This is a genomic window from Streptomyces koelreuteriae, from assembly GCF_018604545.1.
Taxonomy (GTDB): Bacteria; Actinomycetota; Actinomycetes; order Streptomycetales; family Streptomycetaceae; genus Streptomyces; species Streptomyces koelreuteriae.
In genome coordinates this window covers 6775320-6800851 of record NZ_CP075896.1, presented here as the reverse complement: position 1 = coordinate 6800851, position 25532 = coordinate 6775320, and the positions used below count along the sequence as shown (strand labels likewise).

General features: G+C 71.6%; 24 protein-coding genes. 13 read left to right on the top strand and 11 right to left on the bottom strand.

The window, feature by feature from the left end; translation table 11 throughout:
• Positions 1–82: 82 nt before the first annotated feature.
• Positions 83–1741 (top strand): serine/threonine-protein kinase, encoded by a 1659-nt coding sequence (locus tag KJK29_RS30645; protein ID WP_251057980.1) that lies wholly within the window; start codon positions 83–85, stop codon positions 1739–1741.
• Positions 1742–1745: 4 nt separating this feature from the next.
• Here KJK29_RS30645 and KJK29_RS30640 read toward each other — a convergent pair whose 3' ends face one another.
• Positions 1746–2552 carry an SGNH/GDSL hydrolase family protein gene (locus KJK29_RS30640; protein WP_215122417.1) on the bottom strand — a complete coding sequence of 269 codons (807 nt, stop codon included), beginning with the start codon at positions 2550–2552 and terminating at the stop codon, positions 1746–1748.
• 280 nt (positions 2553–2832) lie between these two features.
• On the opposite strand from KJK29_RS30640, the gene KJK29_RS30635 reads away from it, so the two are divergent.
• The 6 genes from KJK29_RS30635 (at position 2833) to KJK29_RS30610 (ending at position 9146) form a co-directional block, all read left to right on the top strand.
• Entirely contained in the window at positions 2833–4038 is a 1206-nt protein-coding gene (locus KJK29_RS30635; RefSeq protein WP_215122416.1) for a S8 family peptidase, read from the top strand.
• A 469-nt stretch (positions 4039–4507) separates the two neighbouring features.
• Entirely contained in the window at positions 4508–5329 is an 822-nt protein-coding gene (locus KJK29_RS30630; RefSeq protein WP_215122415.1) for a glycosyltransferase family 2 protein, read from the top strand.
• The gene (locus KJK29_RS30625) at positions 5326–6333 is read left to right on the top strand and encodes a glycosyltransferase family 2 protein (protein ID WP_215122414.1); all 1008 of its coding nucleotides are present in this window, start codon (positions 5326–5328) and stop codon (positions 6331–6333) included. Before KJK29_RS30630 ends, KJK29_RS30625 begins: the two co-directional genes overlap by 4 nt.
• Entirely contained in the window at positions 6326–7126 is an 801-nt protein-coding gene (locus KJK29_RS30620) for a polysaccharide deacetylase family protein (RefSeq protein WP_215122413.1), read from the top strand. Before KJK29_RS30625 ends, KJK29_RS30620 begins: the two co-directional genes overlap by 8 nt.
• A 119-nt stretch (positions 7127–7245) precedes the next feature.
• Positions 7246–8340 (top strand): DUF5925 domain-containing protein, encoded by a 1095-nt coding sequence (locus KJK29_RS30615; RefSeq protein ID WP_215122412.1) that lies wholly within the window; start codon positions 7246–7248, stop codon positions 8338–8340.
• 32 nt (positions 8341–8372) lie between these two features.
• Positions 8373–9146, top strand: coding sequence for a DUF72 domain-containing protein (locus tag KJK29_RS30610; protein ID WP_215122411.1), 774 nt, complete (start codon positions 8373–8375; stop codon positions 9144–9146).
• Positions 9147–9311: 165 nt separating this feature from the next.
• On the opposite strand, the gene KJK29_RS30605 is transcribed toward KJK29_RS30610, so the two are convergent.
• Positions 9312–9680 (bottom strand): GntR family transcriptional regulator, encoded by a 369-nt coding sequence (locus KJK29_RS30605; protein WP_215122410.1) that lies wholly within the window; start codon positions 9678–9680, stop codon positions 9312–9314.
• 71 nt (positions 9681–9751) lie between these two features.
• Here KJK29_RS30605 and KJK29_RS30600 point away from each other — a divergent pair, with 71 nt between their 5' ends.
• Positions 9752–10678, top strand: coding sequence for a GNAT family N-acetyltransferase (locus tag KJK29_RS30600; protein WP_215122409.1), 927 nt, complete (start codon positions 9752–9754; stop codon positions 10676–10678).
• Complete coding sequence (locus tag KJK29_RS30595; RefSeq protein WP_215122408.1) at positions 10659–11159, top strand: DUF402 domain-containing protein; 501 nt, start codon at positions 10659–10661, stop codon at positions 11157–11159. Before KJK29_RS30600 ends, KJK29_RS30595 begins: the two co-directional genes overlap by 20 nt.
• A gap of 18 nt (positions 11160–11177) precedes the next feature.
• Here the strand turns inward: KJK29_RS30595 and KJK29_RS30590 are convergent, their stop codons facing one another.
• A complete protein-coding gene (locus KJK29_RS30590; RefSeq protein WP_215122407.1) occupies positions 11178–11810 on the bottom strand; it encodes a class I SAM-dependent methyltransferase in 633 nt (210 codons plus the stop codon).
• A 138-nt stretch (positions 11811–11948) separates the two neighbouring features.
• On the opposite strand from KJK29_RS30590, the gene KJK29_RS39220 reads away from it, so the two are divergent.
• Positions 11949–12083 carry a hypothetical protein gene (locus KJK29_RS39220; protein ID WP_255961308.1) on the top strand — a complete coding sequence of 45 codons (135 nt, stop codon included), beginning with the start codon at positions 11949–11951 and terminating at the stop codon, positions 12081–12083.
• A 27-nt stretch (positions 12084–12110) separates the two neighbouring features.
• On the opposite strand, the gene KJK29_RS30585 is transcribed toward KJK29_RS39220, so the two are convergent.
• Entirely contained in the window at positions 12111–12560 is a 450-nt protein-coding gene (locus KJK29_RS30585; protein ID WP_215122406.1) for a GNAT family N-acetyltransferase, read from the bottom strand.
• Positions 12561–12741: 181 nt separating this feature from the next.
• Here KJK29_RS30585 and KJK29_RS30580 point away from each other — a divergent pair, with 181 nt between their 5' ends.
• Positions 12742–13773, top strand: a complete 1032-nt coding sequence (locus tag KJK29_RS30580) for a lytic polysaccharide monooxygenase auxiliary activity family 9 protein (protein ID WP_215122405.1) — start codon at positions 12742–12744, stop codon at positions 13771–13773.
• A 122-nt stretch (positions 13774–13895) separates the two neighbouring features.
• Here KJK29_RS30580 and KJK29_RS30575 read toward each other — a convergent pair whose 3' ends face one another.
• Positions 13896–14756: an esterase/lipase family protein gene (locus KJK29_RS30575; protein ID WP_215122404.1), complete on the bottom strand. Its 861-nt coding sequence runs from the start codon at positions 14754–14756 to the stop codon at positions 13896–13898.
• A gap of 174 nt (positions 14757–14930) precedes the next feature.
• On the bottom strand, positions 14931–15377 hold the full coding sequence (locus KJK29_RS30570; protein WP_215122403.1) for a MarR family winged helix-turn-helix transcriptional regulator: 447 nt from the start codon (positions 15375–15377) through the stop codon (positions 14931–14933).
• Positions 15378–15479: 102 nt separating this feature from the next.
• On the opposite strand from KJK29_RS30570, the gene KJK29_RS30565 reads away from it, so the two are divergent.
• Positions 15480–15854, top strand: a complete 375-nt coding sequence (locus tag KJK29_RS30565) for a cupin domain-containing protein (RefSeq protein ID WP_215122402.1) — start codon at positions 15480–15482, stop codon at positions 15852–15854.
• Between the two features lie 16 nt (positions 15855–15870).
• Here KJK29_RS30565 and KJK29_RS30560 read toward each other — a convergent pair whose 3' ends face one another.
• Both KJK29_RS30560 and KJK29_RS30555 read right to left on the bottom strand, forming a co-directional pair.
• On the bottom strand, positions 15871–16854 hold the full coding sequence (locus KJK29_RS30560; protein ID WP_215122401.1) for a DNA polymerase Y family protein: 984 nt from the start codon (positions 16852–16854) through the stop codon (positions 15871–15873).
• Positions 16851–20309, bottom strand: coding sequence for a DNA polymerase III subunit alpha (locus tag KJK29_RS30555; RefSeq protein WP_215124515.1), 3459 nt, complete (start codon positions 20307–20309; stop codon positions 16851–16853). The genes KJK29_RS30560 and KJK29_RS30555 overlap by 4 nt, the downstream gene beginning before the upstream one ends.
• Before the next feature lie 154 nt (positions 20310–20463).
• Here KJK29_RS30555 and KJK29_RS30550 point away from each other — a divergent pair, with 154 nt between their 5' ends.
• Positions 20464–21492, top strand: coding sequence for a DUF3533 domain-containing protein (locus tag KJK29_RS30550; protein WP_215122400.1), 1029 nt, complete (start codon positions 20464–20466; stop codon positions 21490–21492).
• A gap of 59 nt (positions 21493–21551) precedes the next feature.
• Here KJK29_RS30550 and KJK29_RS30545 read toward each other — a convergent pair whose 3' ends face one another.
• From KJK29_RS30545 to KJK29_RS30535, 3 genes are all read right to left on the bottom strand, one after another.
• Positions 21552–22634, bottom strand: coding sequence for a S1 family peptidase (locus tag KJK29_RS30545; protein ID WP_215122399.1), 1083 nt, complete (start codon positions 22632–22634; stop codon positions 21552–21554).
• Between the two features lie 447 nt (positions 22635–23081).
• Entirely contained in the window at positions 23082–23987 is a 906-nt protein-coding gene (locus KJK29_RS30540; protein ID WP_215122398.1) for a S1 family peptidase, read from the bottom strand.
• Between the two features lie 330 nt (positions 23988–24317).
• Positions 24318–25520, bottom strand: a complete 1203-nt coding sequence (locus KJK29_RS30535) for a DUF5685 family protein (RefSeq protein WP_215122397.1) — start codon at positions 25518–25520, stop codon at positions 24318–24320.
• Positions 25521–25532: the final 12 nt, after the last annotated feature.

Below are 25532 nucleotides of genomic sequence, written 5' to 3'. Positions count from 1 at the left end.
AAAGCGGACGTCGTGAGGAAAACCGACCTCGTGGGGAAAACAGACCTCATGGAGATTTCGCCCGGCTGCGAATGGGGGCTCCGTGTCCGAAGAACCGGGCCATGAGCGTGTGATCGCGGGCCGCTACCGGCTCCTGGCGCCGCTGGGCGAGGGCGGCATGGGGACGGTGTGGCGCGCCCGCGACGAAGTGCTGCACCGCGAGGTCGCCGTCAAGGAGGTGCGCGCCCCGGCCGGCATCGCGGCCGACGACGTACAGCGGATGTACGCCCGGCTGGAGCGGGAGGCGTGGGCGGCCGCCCGGGTCGCCAGCGGGAACGTGGTGACCGTATACGACGTGGCGACGGACGGCGGCCGGCCGTGGATCGTCATGGAGCTGGTCCGCGGGCTCTCGCTGGCGGAGGTGCTGGACGCCGAGGGCCCGATGCCGCCGCAGCGGGCCGCGCACATCGGCGCCGAGGTGCTGGCCGCGCTGCGGGTCGCGCACGAGGCCGGGGTGCTGCACCGGGACGTGAAGCCGGCCAACGTGCTGATCTCGAACGACGGCCGGATCGTGCTCACCGACTTCGGGATCGCCATGGTCGAGGGCAGCTCCGCGCTGACCATGACCGGGGAGGTCATCGGCTCGCCCGAGTTCCTCGCCCCGGAGCGGGCGCTCGGCCGCACGCCGGGTCCGGAGTCCGACCTGTGGTCGCTCGGGGTGCTGCTGTACGCGGCGGTCGAGGGCCACTCCCCCTTCCGTCACGACACGCCGCTGAGCACCCTGCGCGCGATCGTCGACGAGGAGCTGCCGCCGCCGTACCGGGCCGGTCCGCTCGCCCCCGTCATCGAGGGACTGCTGCGCAAGGATCCCGAGCAGCGGCTGCCGCCCGAGCGGGCCGAGCAGGACCTGCGGGTCATCGCGGCGGGCGGCGCGCCGGGCGCGGACACCACCCGGGCGGTCCCGTTCCCGCCGCCGGCCGCGGCCCGGCCCGAGCCGGCCGCCACGCCCCCGATGCCGTTCCCCGGGCAGTCGATGTCCTCGGGGTCGGGCTCGGGCTCGACGACGACGGCCACCGGTCATGGTCGCGACCGTCGGACCGGCCGGGTGCTGGTCGCGGGCGTCGTCGCCCTGGCCCTCGCGGTGGGCGGGCTGACGTACGCGCTGCTGAACCGCGGGGGCGGTGACGGCTCCGGGGACAACGACCAGGGGGCCGGGGCGAGTACACCGGCCGAGACCGGACCGAAGGAGAACACCGGGACCGGGAAGTCGAGCCCCTCCCCGACGCCGAGCGAGAGCGAGACCGAGAAGAGCAGTCCGCCGCCGCAGTCGGTGCGGGTGGCCCTGGAGGGCAAGCGCACGGACTACTCGGGCCCGTGCCCGCCGCCGAACGCCCAGGCGCCGCAGTTCACGGCGTCGTTCACGGTGGGCCGGCTGCCGGCCGAGGTGAGCTACCGCTGGCTGACGCAGGACGGCTCCGAGCTCGACGGGGGCTGGAAGACGCTGTCGTTCCCGGAGGGCGGCGGGCGTACGAAGCAGGACGCGGTGACCGTGACGACGGACGCGGAGAGCGGGGCGTTCGAGAACGAGATCAGCGTCGAGGTGCGGGAGCCGGTGCGGACGACGTCCGAGGGGGTGCCGTTCTCGGTGACCTGCGAGACGGAGACCCCGACGGACGGGGCCTCCCCTTCTCCTTCGGGCACGGACACGGACACGGGTTCGGACTCGGGTTCAGGTTCGGACTCCGACTCCGACTCCGGGTGACCGGTCAGTCGTTGGCGTTGAGCACCGGCAGATAGCCACCCGACTGGCCGGGGGCCTTCGGGTGGTAGGACTCGCCGATGTTGAGCCAGCTGACGCTGTGCAGCCAGGAGTCGCCGGAGCAGATCTCGTGGCCGGTGAAGGTGGTGCGTACGTCGCCGAAGACGAAGCCGTGGTCGGCGGCGCGCTTGGCGATGGCGGTGTCGAGGTGGTCGGCGGCGTCGTTGATGGCCTTCCGCTTGGTTTCGGAGAGGCCGAGACAGGTCGTGCCGAGCTTGTAGAAGCGGGGGTATCCGAGGACGACGACGCGTGCGTTGGGTGCCTTGGAGCGGATCGCCGAGTACACGCCGTCGAGCTTGCCGGGCAGCGTGGAGTCGACGTACGCGCGGGCGGTGTTGATGCGGGAGACGCAGGAGCTGTCGGACTGGGTCACACAGGTCGTCATGACGTCGGCGAATCCGGCGTCGTTGCCGCCGACGCTGAGCGAGACGAGGGCGGTGGCGCTGCTGAGCGGGCCGAGCTGACCGGACAGAACATCACCCGTTCGGGCGCCCGAGCAGGCCGTGAAGTCGAAGGTCGAGGGGGAGTGGGCGGCTGCCCAGAGGTAGGGGAATGCCTTGGTGCTGCGCTTGCAGTCGCCGCTGGAGCCGATGTAGCTGCCGGCGCCCACTCCGGAGGAGTAGGAGTCACCGAGCGCCACATAGCCGCCAGTTGCTGCGAGTGAGGACGCCTGCGCCGTCGCGGCCCCGGTGAGGGCGGTGCCGACGGCGAGGAGGAGCGAGCTCACGAGGACGACAAGTCGGGAACGTCTCATGGAACCTCCCTTTAGCAGGATCTCTGCCTTAACCGTCGTAGCAGCTACGCGTGTTGACAGGAAGTGTCCATGCCAACTCTGTTGATTTATTTCGTGCTCATGACAGATTTGTTGACTAGTGCTCAACTCTCTTGTTCTACGCCGGTAGATGGTCGACGCTTTACTCCGGCCGAGAGCGGAACGCGACGCTCCCCGGCCGTAGTGCGCGAGCACGCGCACCACCCCCACATGACGCGCGCCCCACCCAGGCGCGCGCCGCCTAGAGGAGGACTCCCTCGTAATGGCACAACTGCGCAGCAAGAGACTCGGACTCGCCGCGATCACCTCGGTGGCGACCGCCGCCCTCGTGGGCGGGTTCACCGCCCTGCCCGCCCAGGCCGCTCCCGCCGAGGGCCGGGTGCTCGCGGCGAACTCCCCGACCGCGATCAAGGACAGCTACATCGTCACGCTCAAGAAGAGCGCGGGGCTGAAGGCATCCTCGGCCGCGGGCAAGGGCCTGGTGAAGGAGTACGGCGGCACGGTCCAGCGGACCTTCGGCAAGGCGCTGAACGGCTACTCCGCCGCTCTCTCCGCCACCGAGGCCAAGCGGCTCGCCGCCGACCCGGCCGTGGCCGCGGTCGAGCAGAACCAGCGCGTCCAGGCCGACGCCACCCAGACCAGCGCTCCCTGGGGTCTGGACCGCATCGACCAGACCTCGCTCCCGCTCTCCGGCACCTACACCTACCCGGACAGCGCGGGCAGCGGCGTGACGGTCTATGTGATCGACACCGGTGTGCGCGTCACCCACCAGCAGATCAGCGGCCGTGCCGCGCACGGCTACGACGCCGTCGACGGCGACAACGACGCCTCCGACGGCAACGGCCACGGCACCCATGTGGCCACCACGATCGCGGGCACGACCTACGGTGTCGCCAAGAAGGCGAAGATCGTCGGCGTGCGGGTGCTGAACAACAGCGGCTCCGGCACCACGGCCGGTGTGATCGCGGGCATCGACTGGGTGACGCAGAACCACTCCGGCCCCTCGGTCGCCAACATGTCGCTCGGCGGCGGCGCCTCGGCCTCGCTGGACACGGCCGTCCGCAACTCCATAGCCAGCGGCGTCACCTACGCCGTCGCCGCGGGCAACAGCAGCACCACCGCCTCCTCGTCCTCCCCGGCCCGGGTCACCGAGGCCATCACGGTCGGCGCCACGGCCAACACCGACGCCAAGGCGAGCTACTCCAACTACGGCTCGGTCCTGGACATCTTCGCGCCCGGCTCGTCCATCACGGCCGGCTGGCACACCAGCGACACCGCGACCAACACCATCTCCGGCACCTCGATGGCGACCCCGCACGTCGCGGGCGCGGCGGCGGTCTATCTGGCGGGCCACACCTCCTCCACCCCGGCCCAGGTCGCCTCGGCCCTGGTCGCCGGCGCCACCACCGGCAAGGTCACCAGCGCGGGTACGGGTTCGCCGAACCGGCTGCTGAAGCTCGTGCAGTAACCAGCACCTGAACAAACGTTCCCCGGAGGCGGGTCGCGCCTCCGGGGAACGGCTGTTTCTGTGACCGGAACCTTTCAACTTACGACCCACAAAAGACATCCAGTAACGGCCAAACCAACAAAAACGTGAGGGGCCGTTCCAGGTCTTGCCATACGGGTTCAATCGTCAATACCGTCATACATCTCACCCGCATCGGTCCGTCAGTACGCGGCTCTAGGGGAGGGCTCAAGGACCGCGACGTACCGGCGCGGGGCGCGGTAGGGGGGTGCCGTGCTCGGTGACCGCTTTTGGTGGCCGGGCCGTGCCGCGCGGTCGGCTGCCGTTTTCGCGGTCGGCCAGCTTTGCCAGCTCACCCGGCGTGCCCGAAGCTCCATCTCGGCGTGCCACGGGTGAGAACCCCCCTTTCGAACCGGACTGGATCCGGACTGCCCTGGGGGGGCGGTCCACCGGACGAGAGGGCCCCAGACTCATGAGCTCAGTTCTGCAGCCGGCCGCCGCGGAGCAGCATCCGCCGGTCGTCTCCAAGTACCGACCCGTCTCCTCTCACCTGGCCATCGCGCCGCCGGTGAGCGTGGTCATCCCGGCCATGAACGAGGCGGAGAACCTTCCGTACGTCTTCAAGACCCTGCCCGACTGGATACACGAAGTGGTCCTGGTCGACGGGAACTCCACCGACGACACGGTCCGGGTGGCCCGCGAGCTGTGGCCCGAGGTCAAGGTCGTCGAGCAGCGCGGCAAGGGCAAGGGCGACGCCCTGATCACCGGCTTCCAGGCCTGCACCGGCGACATCATCGTGATGGTCGACGCGGACGGCTCGGCCGACGGGGGCGAGATCCTGTCGTACGTCTCCGCCCTGGTCTCCGGCGCGGACTTCGCCAAGGGCTCCCGCTTCGCCAACGGCGGCGGCACCGACGACATGACCTTCATCCGCAAGCTCGGCAACTGGGCGCTGTGCTCGGTCGTCAACCGCAAGTTCGGCGCCCGCTACACCGATCTGTGCTACGGCTACAACGCGTTCTGGCGGCACTGCCTCGACAAGATCGACCTCGACTGCACCGGCTTCGAGGTCGAGACCCTGATGAACATCCGGGTCGTCAAGGCCGGGCTCAAGGTGCAGGAGATCCCGAGCCACGAATATCTCCGCATCCACGGCACCAGCAATCTGCGGGCCGTGCGGGACGGGCTGCGCGTGCTGCGGGTGATCCTCCAGGAGCGCTCCAACCGCCGGGCGCTGCGCCGCCGTTCGCCCCGGTCGCCGATGGTGGACGCCCTGCGGGGAGAGGTGTCTTGAGCGGTCCCGGCATCTCCGTCGTGATCTGCGCGTACACCGAGGACCGCTGGGAGGACATCCTCGCGGCGGTCTCCTCGGTGCGGGCGCAGTCACGGCCGGCCCTGGAGACGCTGCTGGTCGTCGACCACAACGACACGCTGCGGGAGCGGCTGGCCAAGGAGTACAAGGAGTACCAGGAGCCCTCCGAGGGCGCTGTGGTGCGGGTGCTCGCCAACGCGGGCCCCCGCGGCCTGTCCGCGGGCCGCAACACCGGGATCGCGGCGGCGCACGGTGAGATCGTCGCCTTCCTCGACGACGACGCCGTGGCCGAGCGCGACTGGCTGCGGCACTTCGCCGAGGCGTACACCGACCCGCGGGTGATGGCGGTCGGCGGGCGCACGGTGCCGGTCTGGGCGTCGGGGCGGCGGCCTGACTGGTTCCCGGAGGAGTTCGACTGGGTGGTGGGCTGCACCTACCGGGGTCTGCCGCGCGGCCGGGTCCGGGTGCGCAACGTCCTCGGCGGCAACGCCTCGTTCCGCCGCAGCGCCTTCGACGCGGCGGGCGGCTTCGCCACCGGCATCGGCAGGGACGGCGACAAACGCCCGCTGGGCTGCGAGGAGACGGAACTGTGCATCCGCCTCAGCCGCGCCCGGCCCGACGCGGTGCTGCTGATCGACGACCGGGCGGTGATCCATCACCGGGTGCCAAAGGTCCGCGAGCACTTCCGCTACTTCCGTACGCGCACCTACGCCGAGGGCCTGTCCAAGGCCCTGGTGGCCCGGAGCGTCGGCGCCGGGAAGGGACTCGAGTCGGAGCGCCGGTACACGACCCGGGTGCTGCCGGCCGGGGTGGCCCGGGGTCTGCGGGACGCCCTGCTGGCCCGGCCGGGCGGTGTGGGGCGGGCGGGCGCGATCGTCGCCGGGGTGCTCACGGCGGCGGGCGGATACGTGGTGGGGAGCGTGCGGGCCCGCCGGGGCGGGGCGACGTTCTCGGTGCCCTCGGTGGAGGAGGCCGTCCGTGAGTGACACAGCCGTACCGATCCTCATGTACCACGCGGTCGCGACCGATCCGAACGAGGCGACCCGCGCCCTGTCGGTGACCCCTGAGGCGTTCGCCGAGCAGATGGCGGTGCTCGCGGACCGGGGTCTGACGCCGCTCACCACGGCCGGACTCGCCGCGTGCTGGCGCTCCGGCCGCCCGCTGCCCGCGCGGCCGGTCCTCATCACGTTCGACGACGGCTACGAGGGCGTGCACCGGCACGCGCTGCCCGTGCTCGCCAAGCACGGCTTCCCGGCCACGCTGTTCGTCTCGACCGGGTGGCTGCGGGGGCCGTACGACACCGGCGGCGGCCTGGACAGGATGCTGGACTGGGACCAGGTCCGCGAGCTCGCCGCGGCGGGCGTCGAGATCGGCGGGCACAGCCACAGCCACCCTCAGCTCGACCAGGTCTCCGACGCCGGCTTGCGGTTCGAGCTGATCCACTGCAAGGAGATCGTCGCGGACCAACTGGGCACCGTACCGGCCTCGTTCGCCTACCCCTACGGCTATTCCAGCCGCCGGGTCCGGCGGGCGGTGCGCGAGACGGGGTACGCCCAGGCACTCGCCGTGGGCAACGGCCTCGCGCGCCGCGCTCAGGGGCCGTACGCCCTGCGGCGCGTGACGGTGCGCCGCGGCACGGGGATCGAGGAGTTCGAGCGGGTGGTCGAGGGCCACGCGATCGCCCGTACGTTCGCCAGGGACCGTGCCCTGACCAAGGGGTACGCCCTGGTCCGCAGGACCCGGCAGGCACGCCGGCTGGTGTCGCGCTCAGGGGTCTGACCTGCGCGGGCTTGGGGCCTGAGCCGCACGGGCTTCGAGGCACGGCCCGCGCACGGGGAACTGCCGCGCGCCCCGGGAAACCGGGTGCACGCGGCGCCCCTGTGCCGGATCATGGCGGCATGTCTGGAAACCCGCACGAGGCGCTGCCGATCCGGCTCAACGTCGACGACTCCGACTCCCCGTCCGATGTCGTCGACGCGCTGTTCCTCGGCCGCTTCGCGACGGGCGAGCAGCCGTACTCCCACGCGGCGAACATCGACCGTGTCCGGTCCGGGGCGACGCTGATGCCGTCCGGCGCCCAGGTGCTGCGCGTCGCCCGGGACGACGACCGCAGCGCCACGCTGGCGGAGGGCGACGGCTGGACGCTGCTGGTCTCCCGCTGGAACCGGGGCGCCGATGTCACGGTCACGGCGACCAGCGCCGAGCTGGCGCAGAAGGTCCTCGACCAGGCGACGGACGGCGCGGCGGACGAACCCGAACCGCAGCCGGAGAACGTCACGATGGGCTTCTGGTACGTCTCCCCGCGCCGCGGCCCGCACCGCACGACCCGCCAGATCGCGGCGGGCACCTGGGACGAGGTGCGGTCCAACTACACCGCGCCGGTGGCGGACGCCATGGACCGGCTGATGAAGACCACCCCCGAGGACATCGCGGGCCGGCTGCTCCTGCTGCACGGCCCGCCGGGCACCGGCAAGACGTCCGCGCTGCGCACCCTGGCCCGTTCCTGGCGGGACTGGTGCCAGGTGGACTGCGTCCTGGACCCCGAGCGGCTCTTCTCCGACGTCGGCTATCTCATGGACATCGCGATCGGTGAGGAGGACGGGACGGGCAAGGGCCGCTGGCGGCTGCTCCTGCTGGAGGACTGCGACGAGCTGATCCGCGGCGAGGCCAAGCACACGGCGGGCCAGGCGCTGTCGCGGCTGCTGAACCTGACGGACGGACTGCTCGGCCAGGGCCGCAACGTCCTGGTCGGTGTCACGACCAACGAGGACCTGGAGCGCCTGCACCCCGCCGTCGTCCGCCCCGGCCGCTGCCTCGCCCGGATCGAGGTGGGTCCGCTGACCCGCTCGGAGGCGGTGGGCTGGCTGGGCCACGAGGACGGCGTCGGCCGCGAGGGCGCGACCCTGGCCGAGCTGTACGCGCTGCGCCGGGGCACGTCCCCGACGGCCCTGCCGGAGCCGCGCGGGGACGCGGACGCGGGGCTGTATCTGTAGAAGGCCCCTGGCAGCGGGTGTTTCATGAGGGTATGACCCTGTTCATCGGCACGTCCGGGTGGCAGTACAAGGACTGGCGGGACGTCCTGTACCCGTCCGGGCTGCCGATGCGGCTCTGGCTGGAGGAGTACGCGGGGCACTTCGCGACCGTCGAGATCAACAACGCGTTCTACCGGCTGCCGGCGCGGGAGACCTTCGAGGACTGGCGGGGGCGAGTGCCCGGGGACTTCGTCGTGGCGGTCAAGGCGAGCCGCTATCTGACACACATCAAGCGGCTCAAGGACCCCGAGGAGCCGGTGCACCGCCTGATGAGCCACGCGGCGGGCCTGGGAAGCCGCCTCGGCCCGGTCCTCCTCCAGCTGCCGCCCAACCTGCGCGCCGACCCGGGCCTCCTGGACGCCTGCCTGGCCTGTTTCCCCGCCTCGACCCGGGTGGCGGTGGAGCCCCGCCATGACTCCTGGTGGACACCGGAGGTCCGCGCGGTCCTGCGGTCCCGGGGCGCCGCCCTGTGCTGGACCGACGTCCTGGCCCGTCCCGCGACACCGCTGTGGCGCACCACCGACTGGGGCTACGTCCGCTTCCACCAGGGCCGCGCCCACCCCTGGCCCCGCTACGGCCGGCGCTCCCTGGCCACCTGGCTCGACCGCGTCGCCACGACCTGGCCCGACGGCGAGGACGTCCACGCGTACTTCAACAACGACCCGGGCGGCGCGGCGGTGGAGGACGCGAGGGTGTTCGCACGGCTGGGGAGGTCGGCGGCCCTGGAGACCACCCGGACCCCGGGGCGCCTGACGCGGACCGGCTGAACAGGTACGTCGGCTGCGGCACCGTTGTGGCCAATCGCGCAGTTCCCCGCGCCCCCTAGGGCGACGCCCTCAAGGGGCGCGGGGAACTGCGCGAACAACCCCCACCGGCCCGCACCCGGAAGACAGCCCAACCCGACCATCAGCCCGACCAGCAGCCCCGACGCCCTACTCCCCGTAAGCCGCCCGCAGGGCATCCCGTACCGCCGCCAGTGCGTCGGCCTCCGTGAGCCCGAGCCTCCTCGCCCGCTCCACATAGGCCTGCGCCGCGGTCGCCAGTTCCCGATCCGCCGCCGAGCCGGCGGCAGCCACAAACGTGCCGTTACGCCCCCGCGTCTCGATCACGCCGTCCGCCTCCAGCGCCCGGTACGCCTTGGCGACCGTGTTCGCGGCGAGCCCCAGCGACTCGGCCAGCCCCCGCACCGTCGGCAGCCGATAGCCCACCGGCAGCGCTCCCGACCGGGCCTGCTCGGAGATCCGCGCCCGCACCTGCTCGTACGGCGGACCACTGTCATCGATGTCGATCTTCAAGGTCACAGGCCGATTGTCCCGTACCCGGCGGAAAATGAGAGGCAGCCGGGGTGCGCCCCCACGTAACGTCCGCCTCCATGACTGTGATCGTGCGCGACCTGCGTCCCGACGTCCGAGCCGATGCCGAGGGGTTCTCCCACACCCGTCGCCTCGCCCTTCCCTACATGCTGTCCACCCCCGAGTCGGTCGTGCACACCGTGACGCACGCCCACCCGAACGCCCACTTCGGCCAGCTCGTCGCCGAGGAGGACGGCGAGATCATCGGCACGGCCCAGATCAGCGTCGCCCACGACAGCCCGGAACCCGGCCAGGGCTCCGCCAACATCTACGTACGCCCCGACCGGACCCGCCGCGGCGCCGGTTCGCTGCTGCTGCGCACCGCCGAGGAGCGCTTGGCCGCACTGGGCGTCACCAAGCTGTTCGCCTGGGTGCTGGACGAGCCGGAGAACCGCGCCTTCGCCGAGCGCAACGGCTTCCGGGCCAGCCGCTCCGCGTACTTCCTGCGCCTGGACCTGACCGGCGCGCTGCCGCCCCGCCAGGACCCGCCGGCGGGCGTCGAGCTGCGCACGGCCGCCGACTTCGCGGACGACCCGCGCCCGGTGTTCGAACTGGACGCGGCGGCGTCCTCCGACGAACCGAGCGACATCGAGACCGAGTTCACGGACTACGACGCCTGGCTGGCGGAGACCTGGCAGCACCCCCTGCTGAACCGCGACCTGACCACGGTCGCCGTCGTCGACGGCCGGCCCGCCGCCTTCAGCGTGGCGTACACCGACGGCGGGGCCCGCTACGGCACGGCCATGACCGGGACGGCCCGGGAGTTCCGCGGCCGGGGTCTGGCCAAGCTCGCCAAGAACGACTCCCTGCACCGGGCCCGCGCCGCCGGCTGCACGGAGGCCTTCACGGGCAACGACACCGGCAACGAGCCGATGATCGCCATCAACAAGTGGTTCGGCTACGAGATCTGCGCGAAGGAAGTGCGCTATGTCCGTGAACTCGGCTGACCGGCCCGGCGAGGTGGACGTCGTGCTCGTCAAGGCGGGCCGTACGAAGATCCGTTACACGGGCGAGCTGCTGGCGGACGACGGCACGCGTGTCACGGTCCGCGCCCCGTGGGCGGGCAGCGGCGTACGCGACTTCGGGTTCGTCCGCTTCGAGCCCGGGGACGTCTTCACGGAGTACTACTGGCGTGACCGCTGGTACGCGGTGAAGGAGGTCCGCTCCGCCGCCGGCACGCTGAAGGGCTGGTACTGCGACATCACCCGCCCCGCCGTCCGGTCCGGCCCGGAGCTGGTGGTCGAGGACCTCGACCTGGACCTGTGGCGCTCCGCCGACGGCACGGACGTACGCCGCCTGGACGAGGACGAGTTCGCCGACAGCGGCCTCACCGAGTCGGACCCGGAGGCCGCGACGGCCGCCCTGTCCGCACTCGACGAACTGGAGACCCTGGCCCACGGCGCCGACTTCACCACACTCCTGACCTGAGCCCCCGCCGCCCCCGCTTCAGCCCGTCACCGCGACCACCGCGTACCGCTCATCGGCCACCTCCCCGCCCCACAGCAGCGGATCGTCCGAGAGCCGTTCCACGCGCACCTGCCCGGCGATCGGGTCGAGGAGCGCGGTGAGCCGCTCCGCCGGTATCCCGACCGGATCGGCCGTCCCCCACACGCCCTCGACCAGCACGAGCCGCCCTCCCGGCCGCAGCAGCCCGGCCCAGTGCCGCAGGGCGCGGCCGGGGTCGGGCAGGGCCCACAGGACATGCCGTACGAGAACGACGTCGAAGCGCCGCTCCCCGATCCGCGGGGCGGCGGCGTCACCGACGAGGAACACCGCGTCGCGCCCGGCCAGTTTCTCCCGGGCGAGCGTCACCATCGCCGGGGAAAGGTCCACGCCCGTCACCCGGTGTCCCTGCTCGGACGCGAGGAGCGACAGACTGCCGGTTCCGCAGCCGAGATCGAGGACATCGCCCGCGCGCCCGGGCAGCCAGCCGCGCAGCCGCCCGGACCAGGCGCGGCGCACCCCGGGGTCGCGCAGCCCGTGGTCCGGCTCCTCGTCGAAGGACGCGGCCCGCGCGTCCCAGTCCACGTCCGGACAGGGCGTATTCGCCGAGGTCATGGCCTCGCTGTCGTTCGTCATGGGCCCAAGAGTGACACCCGCCACTGACACTCGAATGGTGACAGCCGCCACAGACAGACCGGGAGCGATGAGGAACTCTCCCCCGAAAGGTCTACCTCCGTGAGAACGCGGAACCCGGTAGCCCCCAAGGAGGCAGCCATGCGCCGTGTGACCGTGCAGAAGCCCCTGAAGAAGTCGGACGTCCGCAAGGTCCGCGAGGAGACCGACGAGTGCCCCGGCGGGCGCCCGGAGGTCCGCAAGGACGTCGCACGCACGTGGTGGCCGGAGAGCTGACCGGCCGGTGCCGGTCATGAGACGCGTTCAGAGCAGCCGCTTGCGGTAGTGGACGCGGTCGTAGGGCCCGTCCACTCTGCGCTCCACGAGTTCGTAGCCGTACCTCGGGTAGATCTTCTGGTTCTCCCACATCATCGCGTTCGTGTAGAGCCTGATCTCGGGCAGGCCCAGCGCACGCGCGTGTGCGTCGACGAAGCGGAGCAGCCGCCGCCCCACTCCCCTGCCGTGCGCGGTGGGGTGGACGGCGATGGTGTCGAGGAAGAGATGGTCCTCGAAGGCCTCGATCACGACGAGGCCGGTCACGGGCTCGCCCGTCACGAACACCTTCCCCGCGGCCACGTTCGCCGCGTGGTCCTCCTCCATGGGCTGCGGCACCCGGCCGATGCGCTCGATGTAGGGGCGGAAGGCCGCGTCGATCACGCCCTCGACGGCCGGTACGTCGGCGGCTCCGGCCGGCCGGATCTCCTCGTCTGCCATGCCGCGACGGTACCTACCTGATGCCAGTCTGAGCACTCCCTTAACGCGGCCATAAGGATCTCCTCCACCCGTGCCCAGCAGGCGATTTCACGGTTCTCTGGGGCTAGCTTCGGATCACCCCACGGGATCCGGCCCCACTCGGGCCGACCCTGCCCCATGAACCGTTTCGAGGAGTTCCCGCATGTCCGCACGCCGCGCCGCAGCCACCGTCGTCGCCCTCGGCGGCCTTCCGCTCGCCCTGACGGCACTGACCGCCACGCCGGCGGCCGCGCACGGCTCCATGGGCGACCCGGTCAGCCGAGTCTCGCAGTGCTACGCCGAGGGCCCCGAGAGCCCGAAGTCGGCCGCGTGCAAGGCGGCCGTCGCGGCGGGCGGCACCCAGGCCCTCTACGACTGGAACGGCATCCGCATCGGCGAGGCGGGCGGACGGCATCAGCAGCTCATCCCGGACGGCAAGCTCTGCAGCGCGAACAACGCGCAGTTCAAGGGGCTCGACCTGCCCCGCGCCGACTGGCCCGCGACCTCCGTACGCCGCGGCTCGCACACCTTCAAGTACCGCGTGACGGCGCCCCACAAGGGCACCTTCAAGGTGTACCTCACCAAGTCCGGCTACAACCCGGCCAAGCCGCTGGCCTGGAAGGACCTGGATCTGAAGAACCCGGTGGCGACCTCCACCGACCCGGCCGCCAAGGGCGGTTTCTACACCTTCTCCGGCACCCTGCCCCAGCGTTCGGGCAGACACCTGCTGTACGCGGTCTGGCAGCGCTCGGACAGCCCGGAGGCGTTCTACTCCTGCTCGGACGTCACCTTCGGCGGCGGCGGTGACACCGGGAAGGGCGGCACCGCCCCGGCCCCGACCGCCTCGGCTCCCACCAAGAAGCAGATCGAGGACGGCAGCGACAAGTCGACCGTCGAGAACCACGGCCACGGCGACCACGACGCCAAGACGTCGGCGAAGCCGGCCGCCGCTCCGGAGAACACCCCGGACAACGTCAAGGACACCGCCGCGGACGAGACCCCGGCCAAGGCCCCGACCCAGGCTCAGAACCGCCCGAAGGCGGCCGGTGCCTCCGAGAACCTCGCCGAGACCGGCGGCGACACCAGCACGACGTACCTCGCGATCGGCGGCGCCGCCGCGCTGGCGCTCGGCTCGTCGGCCCTGTTCCTCACCACCCGGCGCCGGGCGGCGAGCGGCGGACGCCACGGTCGCTGACCAGCGTCAGCCCCTCTGACTCGGGGCCTGTCCGGCGGCTCAGGCCGGACAGGCCCCGAAACGTTTCCCCTACACGTGTCAGCAGACACGTGTCAGCGGTAACCGCGTCAGCGTTACACGTGTCATTCGAACGCCGAAGCACAGGTGGTGGGCCGAGCCCGCCCCGGATCCAGCGCGTTGGCCACCTCGTGGAAGGCGATCCGGTCGAACAGCCCGATGGCCACATGCTCGGACAGATCCAGCGGGCACAGATCCTGGAGCAGGACGTTGCGCACGTCCGGCCCGCTCAGGTACTGGCTGCGCCACGGCGTGACCACCTCGTCGTACTTGGTGGCGATGACGGTGTAGCTCACGCCGGGCACGGTGTCGCCGCCGGCGTTCAGCCGCTTGAGGAAGTCGGAGCCGGCGACCTGGTCGGCGAGGGCGGGGGTGTTCTTCGCCAACAGGTCCGCCGCGCCCGGGAAGTAGGGCAGCAGGTTGGTGAAACCGTTCAGGGTGGTGCCGTGGTTGGAGGGCGCGATGCCGACCAGGGCGTTCACCTTGGCGGCTCCGCCGAGGAAGCGCAGGTACCAGCGGGGCATCATGCCGCCCTGCGAGTGTCCGACGACGTCGGTCTCGGCGGCGCCGGTCGCGGCGAGCACCTTGTCGACGAACTCCTTGAGCTGTCCGGCGGACTTCTCGACGGGGCCGAGGCCGTGGAAGAAGGGGACGCCCTCGAGCCGGCCGTAGTCGAGGGAGAAGACGCAGTAGCCGCGGACCTTCAGATAGGGGGCGAGGCCCAGCCAGTTGTCGACGGAGTTCCCGAGGGTGCCGTGGACCAGGACGACGGGACGGGGATGGGCGGCGGAGGGCTTGCAGGAGTAGTCGTTCCAGCCGGCGCTGGGGGCGGCGGCGGCTTGGGCGGTGGTGGCGGGGACGGTGACGGCCGCGGCGGTCAGCAGCAGCGCGGCCAGGGGTCTGAGCACTCGTTTCCAGGGCAGCATCGAGTGATCTCCTTGCGGGTCAAGGGAAGTGCGACGGCACGACGCCTGTGATCCGGATCACGAGGATGCTGTTCACTCGTCAAGTTACGAGCGAGTAGCCAACCTGGGAAGTTACGCGTCAGTAAAAACTTCCGGCGGCAACCGGCACCGACCGCCCCACCCCTGCCATCGCCCTCACCAGGCGGGCCGCACGGGTCCCTGCGGCGCGATCCGCAGCAACTGCTCCCGCAGCACCCGCGCTTCCCCCTCCCCCAGCACCGCGCCCCACTCCCGCACCGCCTCCGCGGCCGCCTCCTCGGCCGCCCGCGTACAGGCCCACCCGCGCTCGGTCAGCACGACCAGCCGCGCCCGCGCGTCCCCGGGATGCGCCCGCCGCTCGGCGTACCCCTTGCGCACCATCTCGTCGACGAGCTGGCTGGCGGCCTGCTTGGTCACCCCGAGATGGACGGCGAGGTCGGTGGCCGTCGCACCGTCCGGAGCGAGCCGGGCGAAGGCGAAGCCGTGCGCGGGCCGCAGCCCCTCGAAGCCGCGCGCGACCACGCCCTCGTGGATGCGGTGCGTGAGCTCGCCGGCAGCGGCGAGCAGGGCGGCGGAGAGGGCCATGGCCTCGGAGTTCTGCACGCGTGCATTGAAACACCCTTGACGTGACAGTCAAGCAGCTTGACCATATAGTCAAGTTACTTGACGATCTCACCTCACCCAACCAGTCGACCGGAGGCAGCCATGCCCGTCATCCGCTCCTCGGAAGCCGTCACGCACGAGATCCACGGCGTCCGTTTCGTCTCGTACGCCACACCCCTGAGCGGGAGCGAGGAGTTGTGCGCCTGGCGCGGTGAGATCCCGCCCGGCCTCAAGGCCCCCGCGCACACGGTCAGCCGGGAGGAGATCTTCCATCTGCTCGACGGCGAGCTGCTGATCACCCTCGACGGCCGCACCGACCGGGTCACCGCGGGCGACACGGTGATCGTCAACCCCGGCGCCACCCTGACCGTCGAGAACCCGACCGGCCGGACCGCGTACTCCTGGGTCACCACCTCCATCGGCCTGGAGGCAGAGCTGGCCGACGGCACCCGCATCGCACCACCGTGGGCCAACTGACGTCATGCGGAGGGATTCACGCCGCCAGTCCCCCCAGCCCCCCGGGCATCACCGCCCGCGGCCCGAACTTCGCTCGCGCGCGGTCGGCGACCTCCTCGATACGGCGGACCCGCTCGTCCACGGGGTCGAAGGTGAGCTGGTAGGAGGCCTGGTCGGCGGGGTCGAGCCCCTCGGCGCGCAGGACGATCGCGCGTACCCGGGCGCGCTGCAGCCCGAGCGCCTCGTACATGCCGTACGCGGTCCTGGTCAGCGCCGGTGAGTGCGCGGTCGGTTCGGTCAGGGTGCGGCTGCGGGTGGTGGCCGACCGGTCGGCGTAGCGCACGGTGAGGGTGAGTGTGCGGCAGACCTTGTCCAGGGCGCGCAGCCGGGCGCCGATCTCCTCGGCGGCGGACAGCAGGGCCCGGCGGTGCCGGTCCGGGTCCAGTTCGTCGCGCTCGAAGGGGCGTTCCGTGGCGAGCGAGCGGGAGACGGCGTTCGGGACGACCCGGCCGCGGTCGACGCCGTTCGCCTTCTCACGCAGCTCGCGGCCGGCCTTGGCGCCGATCAGCCGCTGGAGCGTGGACAGCGGTGCGGCGGCGACCAGGCCGAGGGTGTCGAGGCCGTAGTCGCCCAGCGTACGGGCGGTTCTGGTGCCGATGCCGGGCAGCGCGGCGACGGGCTTGTCCGCGAGGAACTCCGCGATGGCGTCCCGCTCCTCGGGCACCGCGGACGTCACCCCGGGCACGGCGTCGCCCAGCGCGACCCGGGCCAGCATCGGCCCGGGCCCGGCGCCGATCACGCAGTCGACGCCGTACAGCGCGAGCGAGCGCACCCGGATCACCGAGGCCAGTTGGACGGCGTCCCGCCCGAAGTACCGCTCGGCGCCCCGCAGGTCGGCCAGCGCCCCGTCCGGTGGCAGAGCCTGGACGACGGGGGTGAACTCCTCGAGCATCCCGAGCAGTCGGGGCAGATCGGCCTCGCGCGTCGGAGGCAGCTGGAAACGTACGCAGAGGATGGTCATCCCGCACTCCCCGGACTCTGGTGCCACAACTTCCGTCCCACCGCGGGCCCTTCGCCCGCGGGACGCAGATCGGCCCAGGGGTGCATCTCGTACCCCGTGGGCATGCGGATCTTCCGCTGGTCCGTCGGCTCCTGGTCAGCGGAGTCCGCCGGTCCGGGCGCTCCCTCACCGCCATCACCGGAATCACTGGCGTCGGCCAGCCGGGCCGCGACTCCCTCCAGCCCTTCCTCCCGGCGCACCTCCAGCAGTTCCGCGAGGTTCCAGGCGGCGGCGCCCACCACGCTGAGGCTGCGCGGGCCGCGCCGCTGCACCACCCCGCGCACCAGCAGCAGCCAGGAGTGGAAGACGGTGTGGGCGCAGGCGTCGTGGGAGTCGTCGAAGAAGGCGAGGTCGACCAGGCCGGTGCCGTCGTCCAGGGTGGAGAAGATGACCCGCTTGCCGGACCGGATCGGCGGCGTCTGGGTGGCCGCCTTGGCGCCCGCGACCAGCACCGTCTCCCCGTGCCGTGCCTCGCGCAGCCGCCGTGCCGAGACCACGCCCAGCTCGTCGAGGAACGCCCGGTGATCGTCCATCAGGTTCCGTGAGGCGTCCATGGACAGCACGCCCAGTTCGGCGCTGAGCCGCTCCGAGGAGGTGAGGTCGGGCAGCCCGGCCGGGGCGGTCTTCCGCCCTCCGGCCATCGGGAGCTGGCCACCGCCCGCGCCCCGCGCGCCCCGGTGCAGCTCGGTCAGATGCAGTTGCAGATCACGGCGGTTGGCGCCGAACGCGTCCAGCGCCCCCACCTGTGCGAGCCGCTGGGCCAGCGGACGGCTGGGCCGGCCGCGCTCCCAGAAGTCGACCAGCGAGGCGTACGGCTGCCCCTCGGCGATCCGCGCCGCCTCGGCCTCGCTGATGCCGTGCACATCGGAGAGAGCGAGCCGCAGCCCCCAATTACCGGACACCAGTTCGATACGGTGTGCGATCCCCGACGCGTTCACATCCAGCGGCAACACCGGCACGCCCCGCCGCCGCGCGTCGGCCAGCAGCAGCCGCTTGGGATACATCCCGGGGTCGTGCGTCAGCAGCCCGGCATAGAAGGCGGCCGGATGATGCGTTTTCAGCCATGCCGACTGGTACGTCGGCACGGCGAAGGCGACCGCGTGCGCCTTGCAGAAGCCGTACGACCCGAAGGCCTCGATGATCTCCCAGGTCCGCTGAATCGTTTCCGCGTCATAGCCGTTCGCCGCCGTGTGCTGCGCGAACCACACCTTGATCCGCCCCTGCGACTCCGGATCCGACAACCCCCGCCGCACCCGGTCCGCCTCACCGCGCCCGCACCCGGTCATGATGTCGACGATGTCGATGATCTGCTCATGGAAGACGACGACCCCGTACGTCTCCTTCAGCGGACCCTCCAGATCCGGATGCGGATAACGGATCGGCGCCCGCCCGTGCCGTGCCTCGATGAACGGCCGCACCATGTCGGCGGCGACCGGCCCGGGCCGGAACAGCGAGATGTCGACGACGAGATCGTGGAAGGTGGCCGGCTGGAGCCGCCCGACCAGGTCCCGCTGGCCCGGCGACTCGATCTGGAAGCATCCGAGCGTCTCGGCGGACCGCACCAGCCGGTACGTCTCCGGGTCACCCGGCGCCAGGGCGTCCAGATCGACCCGGACACCCGACACCCGCCCCACTTCCGCCACCGCGTGCGCCATCGCCGACTGCATCCGCACCCCCAGCACATCCAGCTTCAGCAGCCCGAGGTCCTCGACGTCGTCCTTGTCGAACTGCGACATCGGAAAGCCCTCGCCGCTGGTCGGCATGACCGGCGTACGCGCGAGCAGGGAGGCGTCCGACAGCAGCACCCCGCACGGGTGCATGGCCACCCCGCGCGGCAGGGCGTCCAGCCCCTCGACCAGTTCCCACAGCCTCCCGTACTTCTCCTTCTCCCCGGCCAGCGCGCGCAGCTCGGGCAGTTCCTCAAGGGCCGCACGGGCGTCCCGCGCCCGGATGTGGGGGAAGGACTTGGCGACCCGGTCGATCTCGGCCGGATCCATGGACAGGGCGGCCCCCACGTCCCGGATGGCGTGCCGCACGCGATACGTCTCCGGCATCGCGACCGTCGCGACCCGCTCGGTGCCGAACCGGCCGATGATCGCGCGGTAGACCTCCAGCCGGCGCGCGGACTCCACGTCGATGTCGATGTCGGGCAGCACGACCCGCTCCTTCGACAGGAACCGCTCCATCAGCAGCCGGTGCTCGATCGGATCGGCGTGCGCGATCCCGAGCAGATGGTTGACGAGCGACCCCGCACCGGACCCCCGGGCGGCCACCCGGACCCCCATCCCCCGCACATCGTCGACCACCTGGGCGACGGTCAGGAAGTAGGAGGCGAAGCCGTGATGGGCGATGATGTCCAGCTCATGGTGCATCCGCTCCCAGTACTCCCGCCGCCGGTCGTACCCGCGCAGCACCATCCCCGCCACCGCCCGCGAGGCCAGCGTCCGCTGGGCGGTACGCCGCCCGGCGCCGACCAGATGCGGCTCGGGGAAGTGGACGGTGCCGATCCCGAGGTCGTCCTCGGGGTCGACCAGGCACTCGGCGGCCGCGGCCTCGGTCCGCTCCACCAGCCGGTGAGCGGTGTCCCGCCGGAACCCCGCGGCCTCCACGATCCGCTCCGCCGCCCCGAACATGGCCCCCGCCCCCTTGAGCCAGGCCTCGCCGGAGTCCAGTTCCTTGGTCGGGTCGATGGGCACCAGCCGCCGGGCGGAGTCCAGGACGTCGGCGACCGGCCCCAGCCCCGGGTCGGCGTACCGTACGGCGTTGCCGAGCACGGGCCGGACACGCTGCTCGGCGGCGAACCCGACGGTGCGGGCGGCCAGCCGCAGGGACCCCGGACCCGTACCTTTTCGGCCATGCCAGACGGCCTCCAGCCGTAGATCGTCGCCGTAGACCTCCCGCCAGGGCACGAGCAGCCGCGCCGCACGGTCGGGACGCCCCGCGGCCAGGGCGCGCCCGACATCCGACTCGGGCCCGAGCAGCACGGTCAGCCCCTCGGCCCGATGGTGCTCCCAGGGCAGCAGAGGCGTGGGCCCCTCCCCCGCGTGCGCCGCCGAGACGAGCCGGCACAGCTCGGCCCACCCCCGGGCGCCGTCCCTGGCGAGAAAGATCACGCGAGGAGCCGACTCGTCGACGAAGGCCCCGCCCCGCACCGGAGTCCGACGCCGCCCCCGCCGGTCCCCGGTCTCCGGAGCCTGGGGGCCCGCCACCGCCAGATCCGCCCCGAACACCGGACGGACCCCTTCCTTCGCACAGGCCTTGGCGAACCGGACGGCACCGGCGAGCGTGTCGCGGTCGGTGAGAGCCAGGGCGTCCATGCCCCGCTCGGAGGCACGCTCGGCCAGCCGCTCCGGATGCGAGGCTCCATAGCGCGACGAGAATCCGGAGACGGTGTGCAGATGCGTGAACCCCGGCACACGCACCTCCCGCACTCGTGAGCCGTACCAGCTCTCGAACATCTGTTCCCAGCTACCTCACCCCCACCATAGACCAATTTTCGAATGTGTGTGCGACATCCGTTCGGCCCCGCCCCACCTGCGGAAACACCCGGCCGCACCCGACCGTGGAGGCATGCCGCAGAGCTCGTTCCTCAGCGAGGTGAAGGACGCCGTCACGCCCCGGGCCACCCTGCTCATCCTCGGCGTGATCGCCCTCCAGCTGCTCTTCATCGCCTCGTACGTGGGGGCACTGCACGACCCGAGACTCAAGGACGTGCCCTTCGGGGTGGTCGCCCCCCAGGCCGCCTCCGCACAAGCGGTGACCCGACTGGAACGACTGCCCGGCTCCCCGCTGGACCCGCGCGCACTGCCCGACGCGGCCTCGGCCCGGGACCAGATCAGGAACCGGGACATCGACGCCGCCCTGATCATCGATCCGGGCGGCACCGACACCCTCCTCGTGGCCTCCGGCGGCGGCAGGGTTCTCGCCAGTACCCTGACGACTTTCGTCACCACGCTGGAGAAATCGGAGAACCGCAGATTCCGCACGGTCGACGTCATCCCGTCCGCCGCCCACGACCCCAACGGGCTCTCGTCCTTCTACCTGGTGGTCGGCTGGTGCGTGGGCGGCTATCTGGGCGCCGCGGCCCTGGCCATCAGCGCGGGTGCGAAACCGTCCAACCTCGAGCGCGCCGCGATCCGCCTGGCGGTGATGGCCCTGGTCGCGATCGTCGGCGGCCTGGGCGGAGCCCTCATCGCCGGCCCGATCCTGGACGCCCTCCCCGGCAGCACGGCGGCCCTCTGGGGCCTGGGCGCTCTGATCATCTTCGCCGTGGGCGCGGCCACCCTCGCCCTCCAGGGCATCTTCGGCACGATCGGTATCGGCCTGGTGATCCTGCTGGTGGTGATCCTCGGCAACCCGAGCGCCGGCGGCGCCCTCCCGCCGCCCCTGCTCCCGCCCTTCTGGAAGGCGATCGGCCCGGCACTGCCGCCGGGAGCGGGCACCTGGGCGACCCGTTCGATCGCCTACTTCGAGAACAACGCCATGACCACAGCGCTGCTGGTGCTGGCGGCCTGGGCCGTGGCGGGAGCGGCCCTCACCCTGGTAGCCGCCGCGCTGCGAAAACGAGCGGACACAACGCCCCCGGCGCAAACGCCGTAGAGCGCACACAAAAGCCCCGCCCCTCACACAAGGGGCGGGACTTCGCGAAGCTGTGCGTGTCAGCCGATCTCGGTACCGGTCGCCGACAGCGCCTCGGTCACCGGCTGGAAGAACGTCTCCCCGCCGGAGGTGCAGTCACCGCTGCCGCCGGAGGTGAGACCGACCGCCTTGTCGCTCGAGAAGAGCGCGCCGCCGCTGTCACCGGGCTCGGCGCAGACGTCGGTCTGGATCAGACCGTTCACGATGTCGCCGTTGCCGTAGTTCACGGTGGCGTCCAGCCCCGTGACCTTCCCCTCGTGCACCTGGGTCGTCGACCCGCTGCGGGTGACCGCCATGCCGACGGTCGCGTCGGCGGCGCCCGAGATCTTCTGGGTGGAGCCGTTGTAGAGGTTCACCTCGCTCGGGTGATCCACCTCGGCGGTGTACTTGACCAGGCCGTAGTCGTTGTCCGGGAAGCTGGAGTCCGCGTTGGTGCCGATCTCCTTGCCGCTGGAGTCCGACCAGGTGGAGATGCCCTCGGTGCAGTGCCCGGCGGTCAGGAAGTGGGGCTCGCCGCCCTTGACGACGTTGAAGCCGAGCGAGCAGCGGCCGCTGCCACCGGTGATCGCGTCGCCACCGGCGATGAAGGGCTTGTACTCCCCCTTCGACCTCTTCAGCTCGGCCTTCGCCCCGAGCCCGTCGACGACCTTCGTCAGCGTCGCCCACTCGGCCTTGGAGACCGTACGGTCGGCGGTCACGACGACCTTGTTCGTGGTCGGGTCGGTCACCCAGGCGGTGCCGGGGATCGTCGCGTCCGCCTTCAGCGTGCCGCGGGCGCTCTTCAGCTCGGCGAGGGAGTTCGCCACGACTCTCGCCTTGGCGCCGGCCTTCTCGACGGCCTTGGCCGCGGCCTCGTCGAGCACGTTCACCACGAGGTTCTTGCTCTTCGTGTCGTAGTACGTACCCGCCGAGTCGGCGCCCAGGTCCTTGGCCAGCGTCGAGGCGAGCTTTCCGGCCGCGGAGACCGACAGCGTCTCGGGCTCGGAGGCCTTCACGGGCTCACTGGCGTTCGCAGACTGGAAGGTCACTCCGGCGGCGACCAGTGCGGCGACACCCGCACCTGCCAGGGCTGCGCGCCGCTTGGGTATGCGTCGGTGCTTCAACTCACGTCCTCCTGTGGGGGGTCGACCCGGGAGGTTGTGGGGACCTCGCGGGCCGGAAGGCCTTGTTGACGAGCGCCCACTATTCCGAGGACAACGGGGAGCACACAAGGTCGAGTTCAGGACGCGCGTAGATTACGGGCCCCACGCCCCCACATTTTGACCGCGCACGGTCAAATCGGACCCAATTCGCACGCGCTTCACACGCGTTCACACTGCAAACATTACGCGCGAGTAATGTGTGCGCACTCTGTGAGGTCTGGCCATGGCTGAAAATCGCCCAACCAACCGACCCCAATCAGCATCCGAGGGGCGGATATTGATGCACCTTTCCTCTGTACTCACCCTGAACCATGACAAGAAGCCACAAACTCTCCACCCACACAGAAGAGCCCCCGCACGCGATGCGTGCGGGGGCTCGAAACGCTGTCTGCTGCTGCCCGGTAGGGCCTAGTACACGCTCACCCCGTAGGCGCTCAGGGCCTCCGTGACGGGCTGGAAGAACGTCGTGCCGCCGGAGGAGCAGTTGCCGCTGCCGCCGGAGGTCAGACCGTACGCGGTGCCGTTGCTGCCGTAGAGCGAGCCGCCGGAGTCGCCGGGCTCGGCGCAGACGGTGGTCTGGATCAGGCCGGAGACGATGTCGCCGCCGCCGTAGTTGACGGTGGCGTTGAGGGCGGTGACCCGGCCGCTGTGCGTACCGGTCGTGGAGCCGTCGCGGATGACGGTGGTGCCCACGCTCGGGGTGGCCGCGCGCGTGATGTCCACGCCGTTCGCGGTACCGGGCCGCGCGACGGACCCGCTGTAGCGCACCAGGCCGTAGTCGTTGCCCGGGAAGCTGGAGCCGGCGGTCGAGCCGATGACCGTGGTGCGCCCGGAGTTGGAGTACCAGGTGCCCGCGCCGTCGGTGCAGTGGCCGGCGGTCAGGAAGAACTGCTGACCGCTGCTGTTCTGGACGTTGAAGCCGAGGGAGCAGCGCCAGCTACTCGCATAGATGGCGTCGCCGCCTTGGATGAGCTTGTTGAACTGGCCGGGGGTGCGCTTGATCGTGAGCGCGTCGGCGTTGGCGCCGGCCTGCTGCTTGATCTTCGCGATCTCGGCCTGGGTGACCGTGCTGTCGACGGTGACGAGCACACGGTCGGTCTTGCTGTCGACGGCCCAGGCGGTGCCCGGGATGTCGGCCTTCAGGATCGAGCCGCTCGCGCTCTTGAGCTCGGCGGCGCTGAAGGTGGTGGGGGTGTCGGACGCGTTCGCGCTGGGGATCGCGATCGCTGCGGCGGCGACGAGGCCGGTGGAAACGGCGATCAGCCGGGTCCGTCTCGAGATGCCGCTGCGGGGGGTGGTGCGCTTGATCCTCACTTTTCGTTCCTCCACAGGGGAAGTAGGGGGCCCTCGTGGGGTCTCGGGCCCGTGAGGCGCAGCCTGGGACCGCGCGTCCGGTTCCCGAACACGCCGTGCCCCTGACAAGCGCTGTGGGGGAGTATTCGGCCGAACGGCCGGTAGGCGCAAGGGTGCCTTTCGGCCGTCAACCTTTGAACGACCTTTGCAACGCGCGCCCCCACCACACCTCAAGCGCCGCCCAGCCACGCCTCACGCCGGCGCTCGGTCCAAGTTCCGTACGCCCTCCGCGCGCCGGTCAGCAGGGCCGCTTCGCCGAGTCCCGCCGATGCCGGTGCCGGTGTTGGTGCCTCAGCAGTTGCAGCCGCAGTCGCAGCCGTCGCAGCCGCAGTTGTCACAGCAGTTGCCGCAACAGTCGCAGCAGCTGCAGCAGTCCCCGCATCCGCTGCAGTCGCAGTTGGCGCACTGCCCTTCCTTGCGCTCGCCGGTCCACGGGTCCTGGTACGTGCCGCAGCACATCTGACACGTACAGGCGAGCCCGAGCCACACCGCGCACCCGGCGAGCAGCCCGCGCCGGTTGTCGCGCGGCGGCTGTGGCGGCGGGGCGCCGGGACCGCCCGGGGCGCCGGTGCCGGGCGGCGCATACGGACCGGCCGCCTCGGGACCTGCGGTGTGAGCGCAGCGGGCCGTACCGAAGGCGCGGTCGACGGAGGTGCGCAGCTCGTGCACGAGGAGCCGGTGGACCAGCCGGCCGTCGCTGAACTCCGCCTCCCGCAGCGCCAGCCGGACGCCGTGCACCGCGTCGTCGGCGAGCCGCCGGGCCTCCACGAGGGAGGTACCGGTCGCGGTGATCGGGTTCCAGGCGCCTGACGCGGCGTCAGCGTGCCGGTCCTCCACGGCGTCCAGCAGATGGGCGAGGCGCCCGAAGTGGCGTCCGGCCTCGGCGAGCGGCCCGGCGTTGTACGGCCGGCCGGCGAGGACCGCGGTGTGCGCGAAAGCGGCGGCGGTCGCGGTCTCGGTGGGTTCGGTCACCGTCAGGATCGGCGTCCCGGGCCCGGCGAGCGCCTCGATGCCGCCCTGCCGGTCCACGGCGTCGACCAGGACGGCCGTGTCGAACCCGACGGCGGAGCCGGTCCGTGCTCCGGCCCGGTCCCAGCCCTTCGCGACCCGGCGCGCGGCGCGCGCCACCGGCGCACGGGCCAGCAGCCCGTCACCGTCGGCGACATGGTCGCGCACCTTCGCGGAGGCGAGCACCAGCGACACGGCCGCCGCGAGCCGCGCCCCCTCACCGTGCGCGACGGACGCGGTGCGCATCCCGCGCAGCGGACACGGACCCGCCGTACGCCGCCCCATATCCCTCGACCCGCCGGTCACAGGGCGTGTCTGAGCCTCCGTCAATACGGAGACGAGAAGCCCGTCATAGTTCGTCACGATGCGCGCGAACTGGCCGTGATCCCCGCGCAGCGCGAGACACAGGCCGCACAAATGCGCCATCCACTGAGCGGTGAGGCTCTCCCCGAGGCGATGCCGACAGGGCCTGACCATTCCGAACACGACGTCCCCCGC

Bases quoted from the DNA above. Each gene is read 5' to 3' on its own strand.
- KJK29_RS30640 (WP_215122417.1), bottom strand. From the start codon at position 2,552: ATGAGACGTTCCCGACTTGTCGTCCTCGTGAGCTCGCTCCTCCTCGCC.
- KJK29_RS30635 (WP_215122416.1), top strand. From the start codon at position 2,833: ATGGCACAACTGCGCAGCAAGAGACTCGGACTCGCCGCGATCACCTCG.
- KJK29_RS30630 (WP_215122415.1), top strand. From the start codon at position 4,508: ATGAGCTCAGTTCTGCAGCCGGCCGCCGCGGAGCAGCATCCGCCGGTC.
- KJK29_RS30615 (WP_215122412.1), top strand. From the start codon at position 7,246: ATGTCTGGAAACCCGCACGAGGCGCTGCCGATCCGGCTCAACGTCGAC.
- KJK29_RS30610 (WP_215122411.1), top strand. From the start codon at position 8,373: ATGACCCTGTTCATCGGCACGTCCGGGTGGCAGTACAAGGACTGGCGG.
- KJK29_RS30600 (WP_215122409.1), top strand. From the start codon at position 9,752: ATGACTGTGATCGTGCGCGACCTGCGTCCCGACGTCCGAGCCGATGCC.
- KJK29_RS30595 (WP_215122408.1), top strand. From the start codon at position 10,659: ATGTCCGTGAACTCGGCTGACCGGCCCGGCGAGGTGGACGTCGTGCTC.
- KJK29_RS30590 (WP_215122407.1), bottom strand. From the start codon at position 11,810: ATGACGAACGACAGCGAGGCCATGACCTCGGCGAATACGCCCTGTCCG.
- KJK29_RS39220 (WP_255961308.1), top strand. From the start codon at position 11,949: ATGCGCCGTGTGACCGTGCAGAAGCCCCTGAAGAAGTCGGACGTCCGC.
- KJK29_RS30585 (WP_215122406.1), bottom strand. From the start codon at position 12,560: ATGGCAGACGAGGAGATCCGGCCGGCCGGAGCCGCCGACGTACCGGCC.
- KJK29_RS30580 (WP_215122405.1), top strand. From the start codon at position 12,742: ATGTCCGCACGCCGCGCCGCAGCCACCGTCGTCGCCCTCGGCGGCCTT.
- KJK29_RS30575 (WP_215122404.1), bottom strand. From the start codon at position 14,756: ATGCTGCCCTGGAAACGAGTGCTCAGACCCCTGGCCGCGCTGCTGCTG.
- KJK29_RS30565 (WP_215122402.1), top strand. From the start codon at position 15,480: ATGCCCGTCATCCGCTCCTCGGAAGCCGTCACGCACGAGATCCACGGC.
- KJK29_RS30560 (WP_215122401.1), bottom strand. From the start codon at position 16,854: ATGACCATCCTCTGCGTACGTTTCCAGCTGCCTCCGACGCGCGAGGCC.
- KJK29_RS30550 (WP_215122400.1), top strand. From the start codon at position 20,464: ATGCCGCAGAGCTCGTTCCTCAGCGAGGTGAAGGACGCCGTCACGCCC.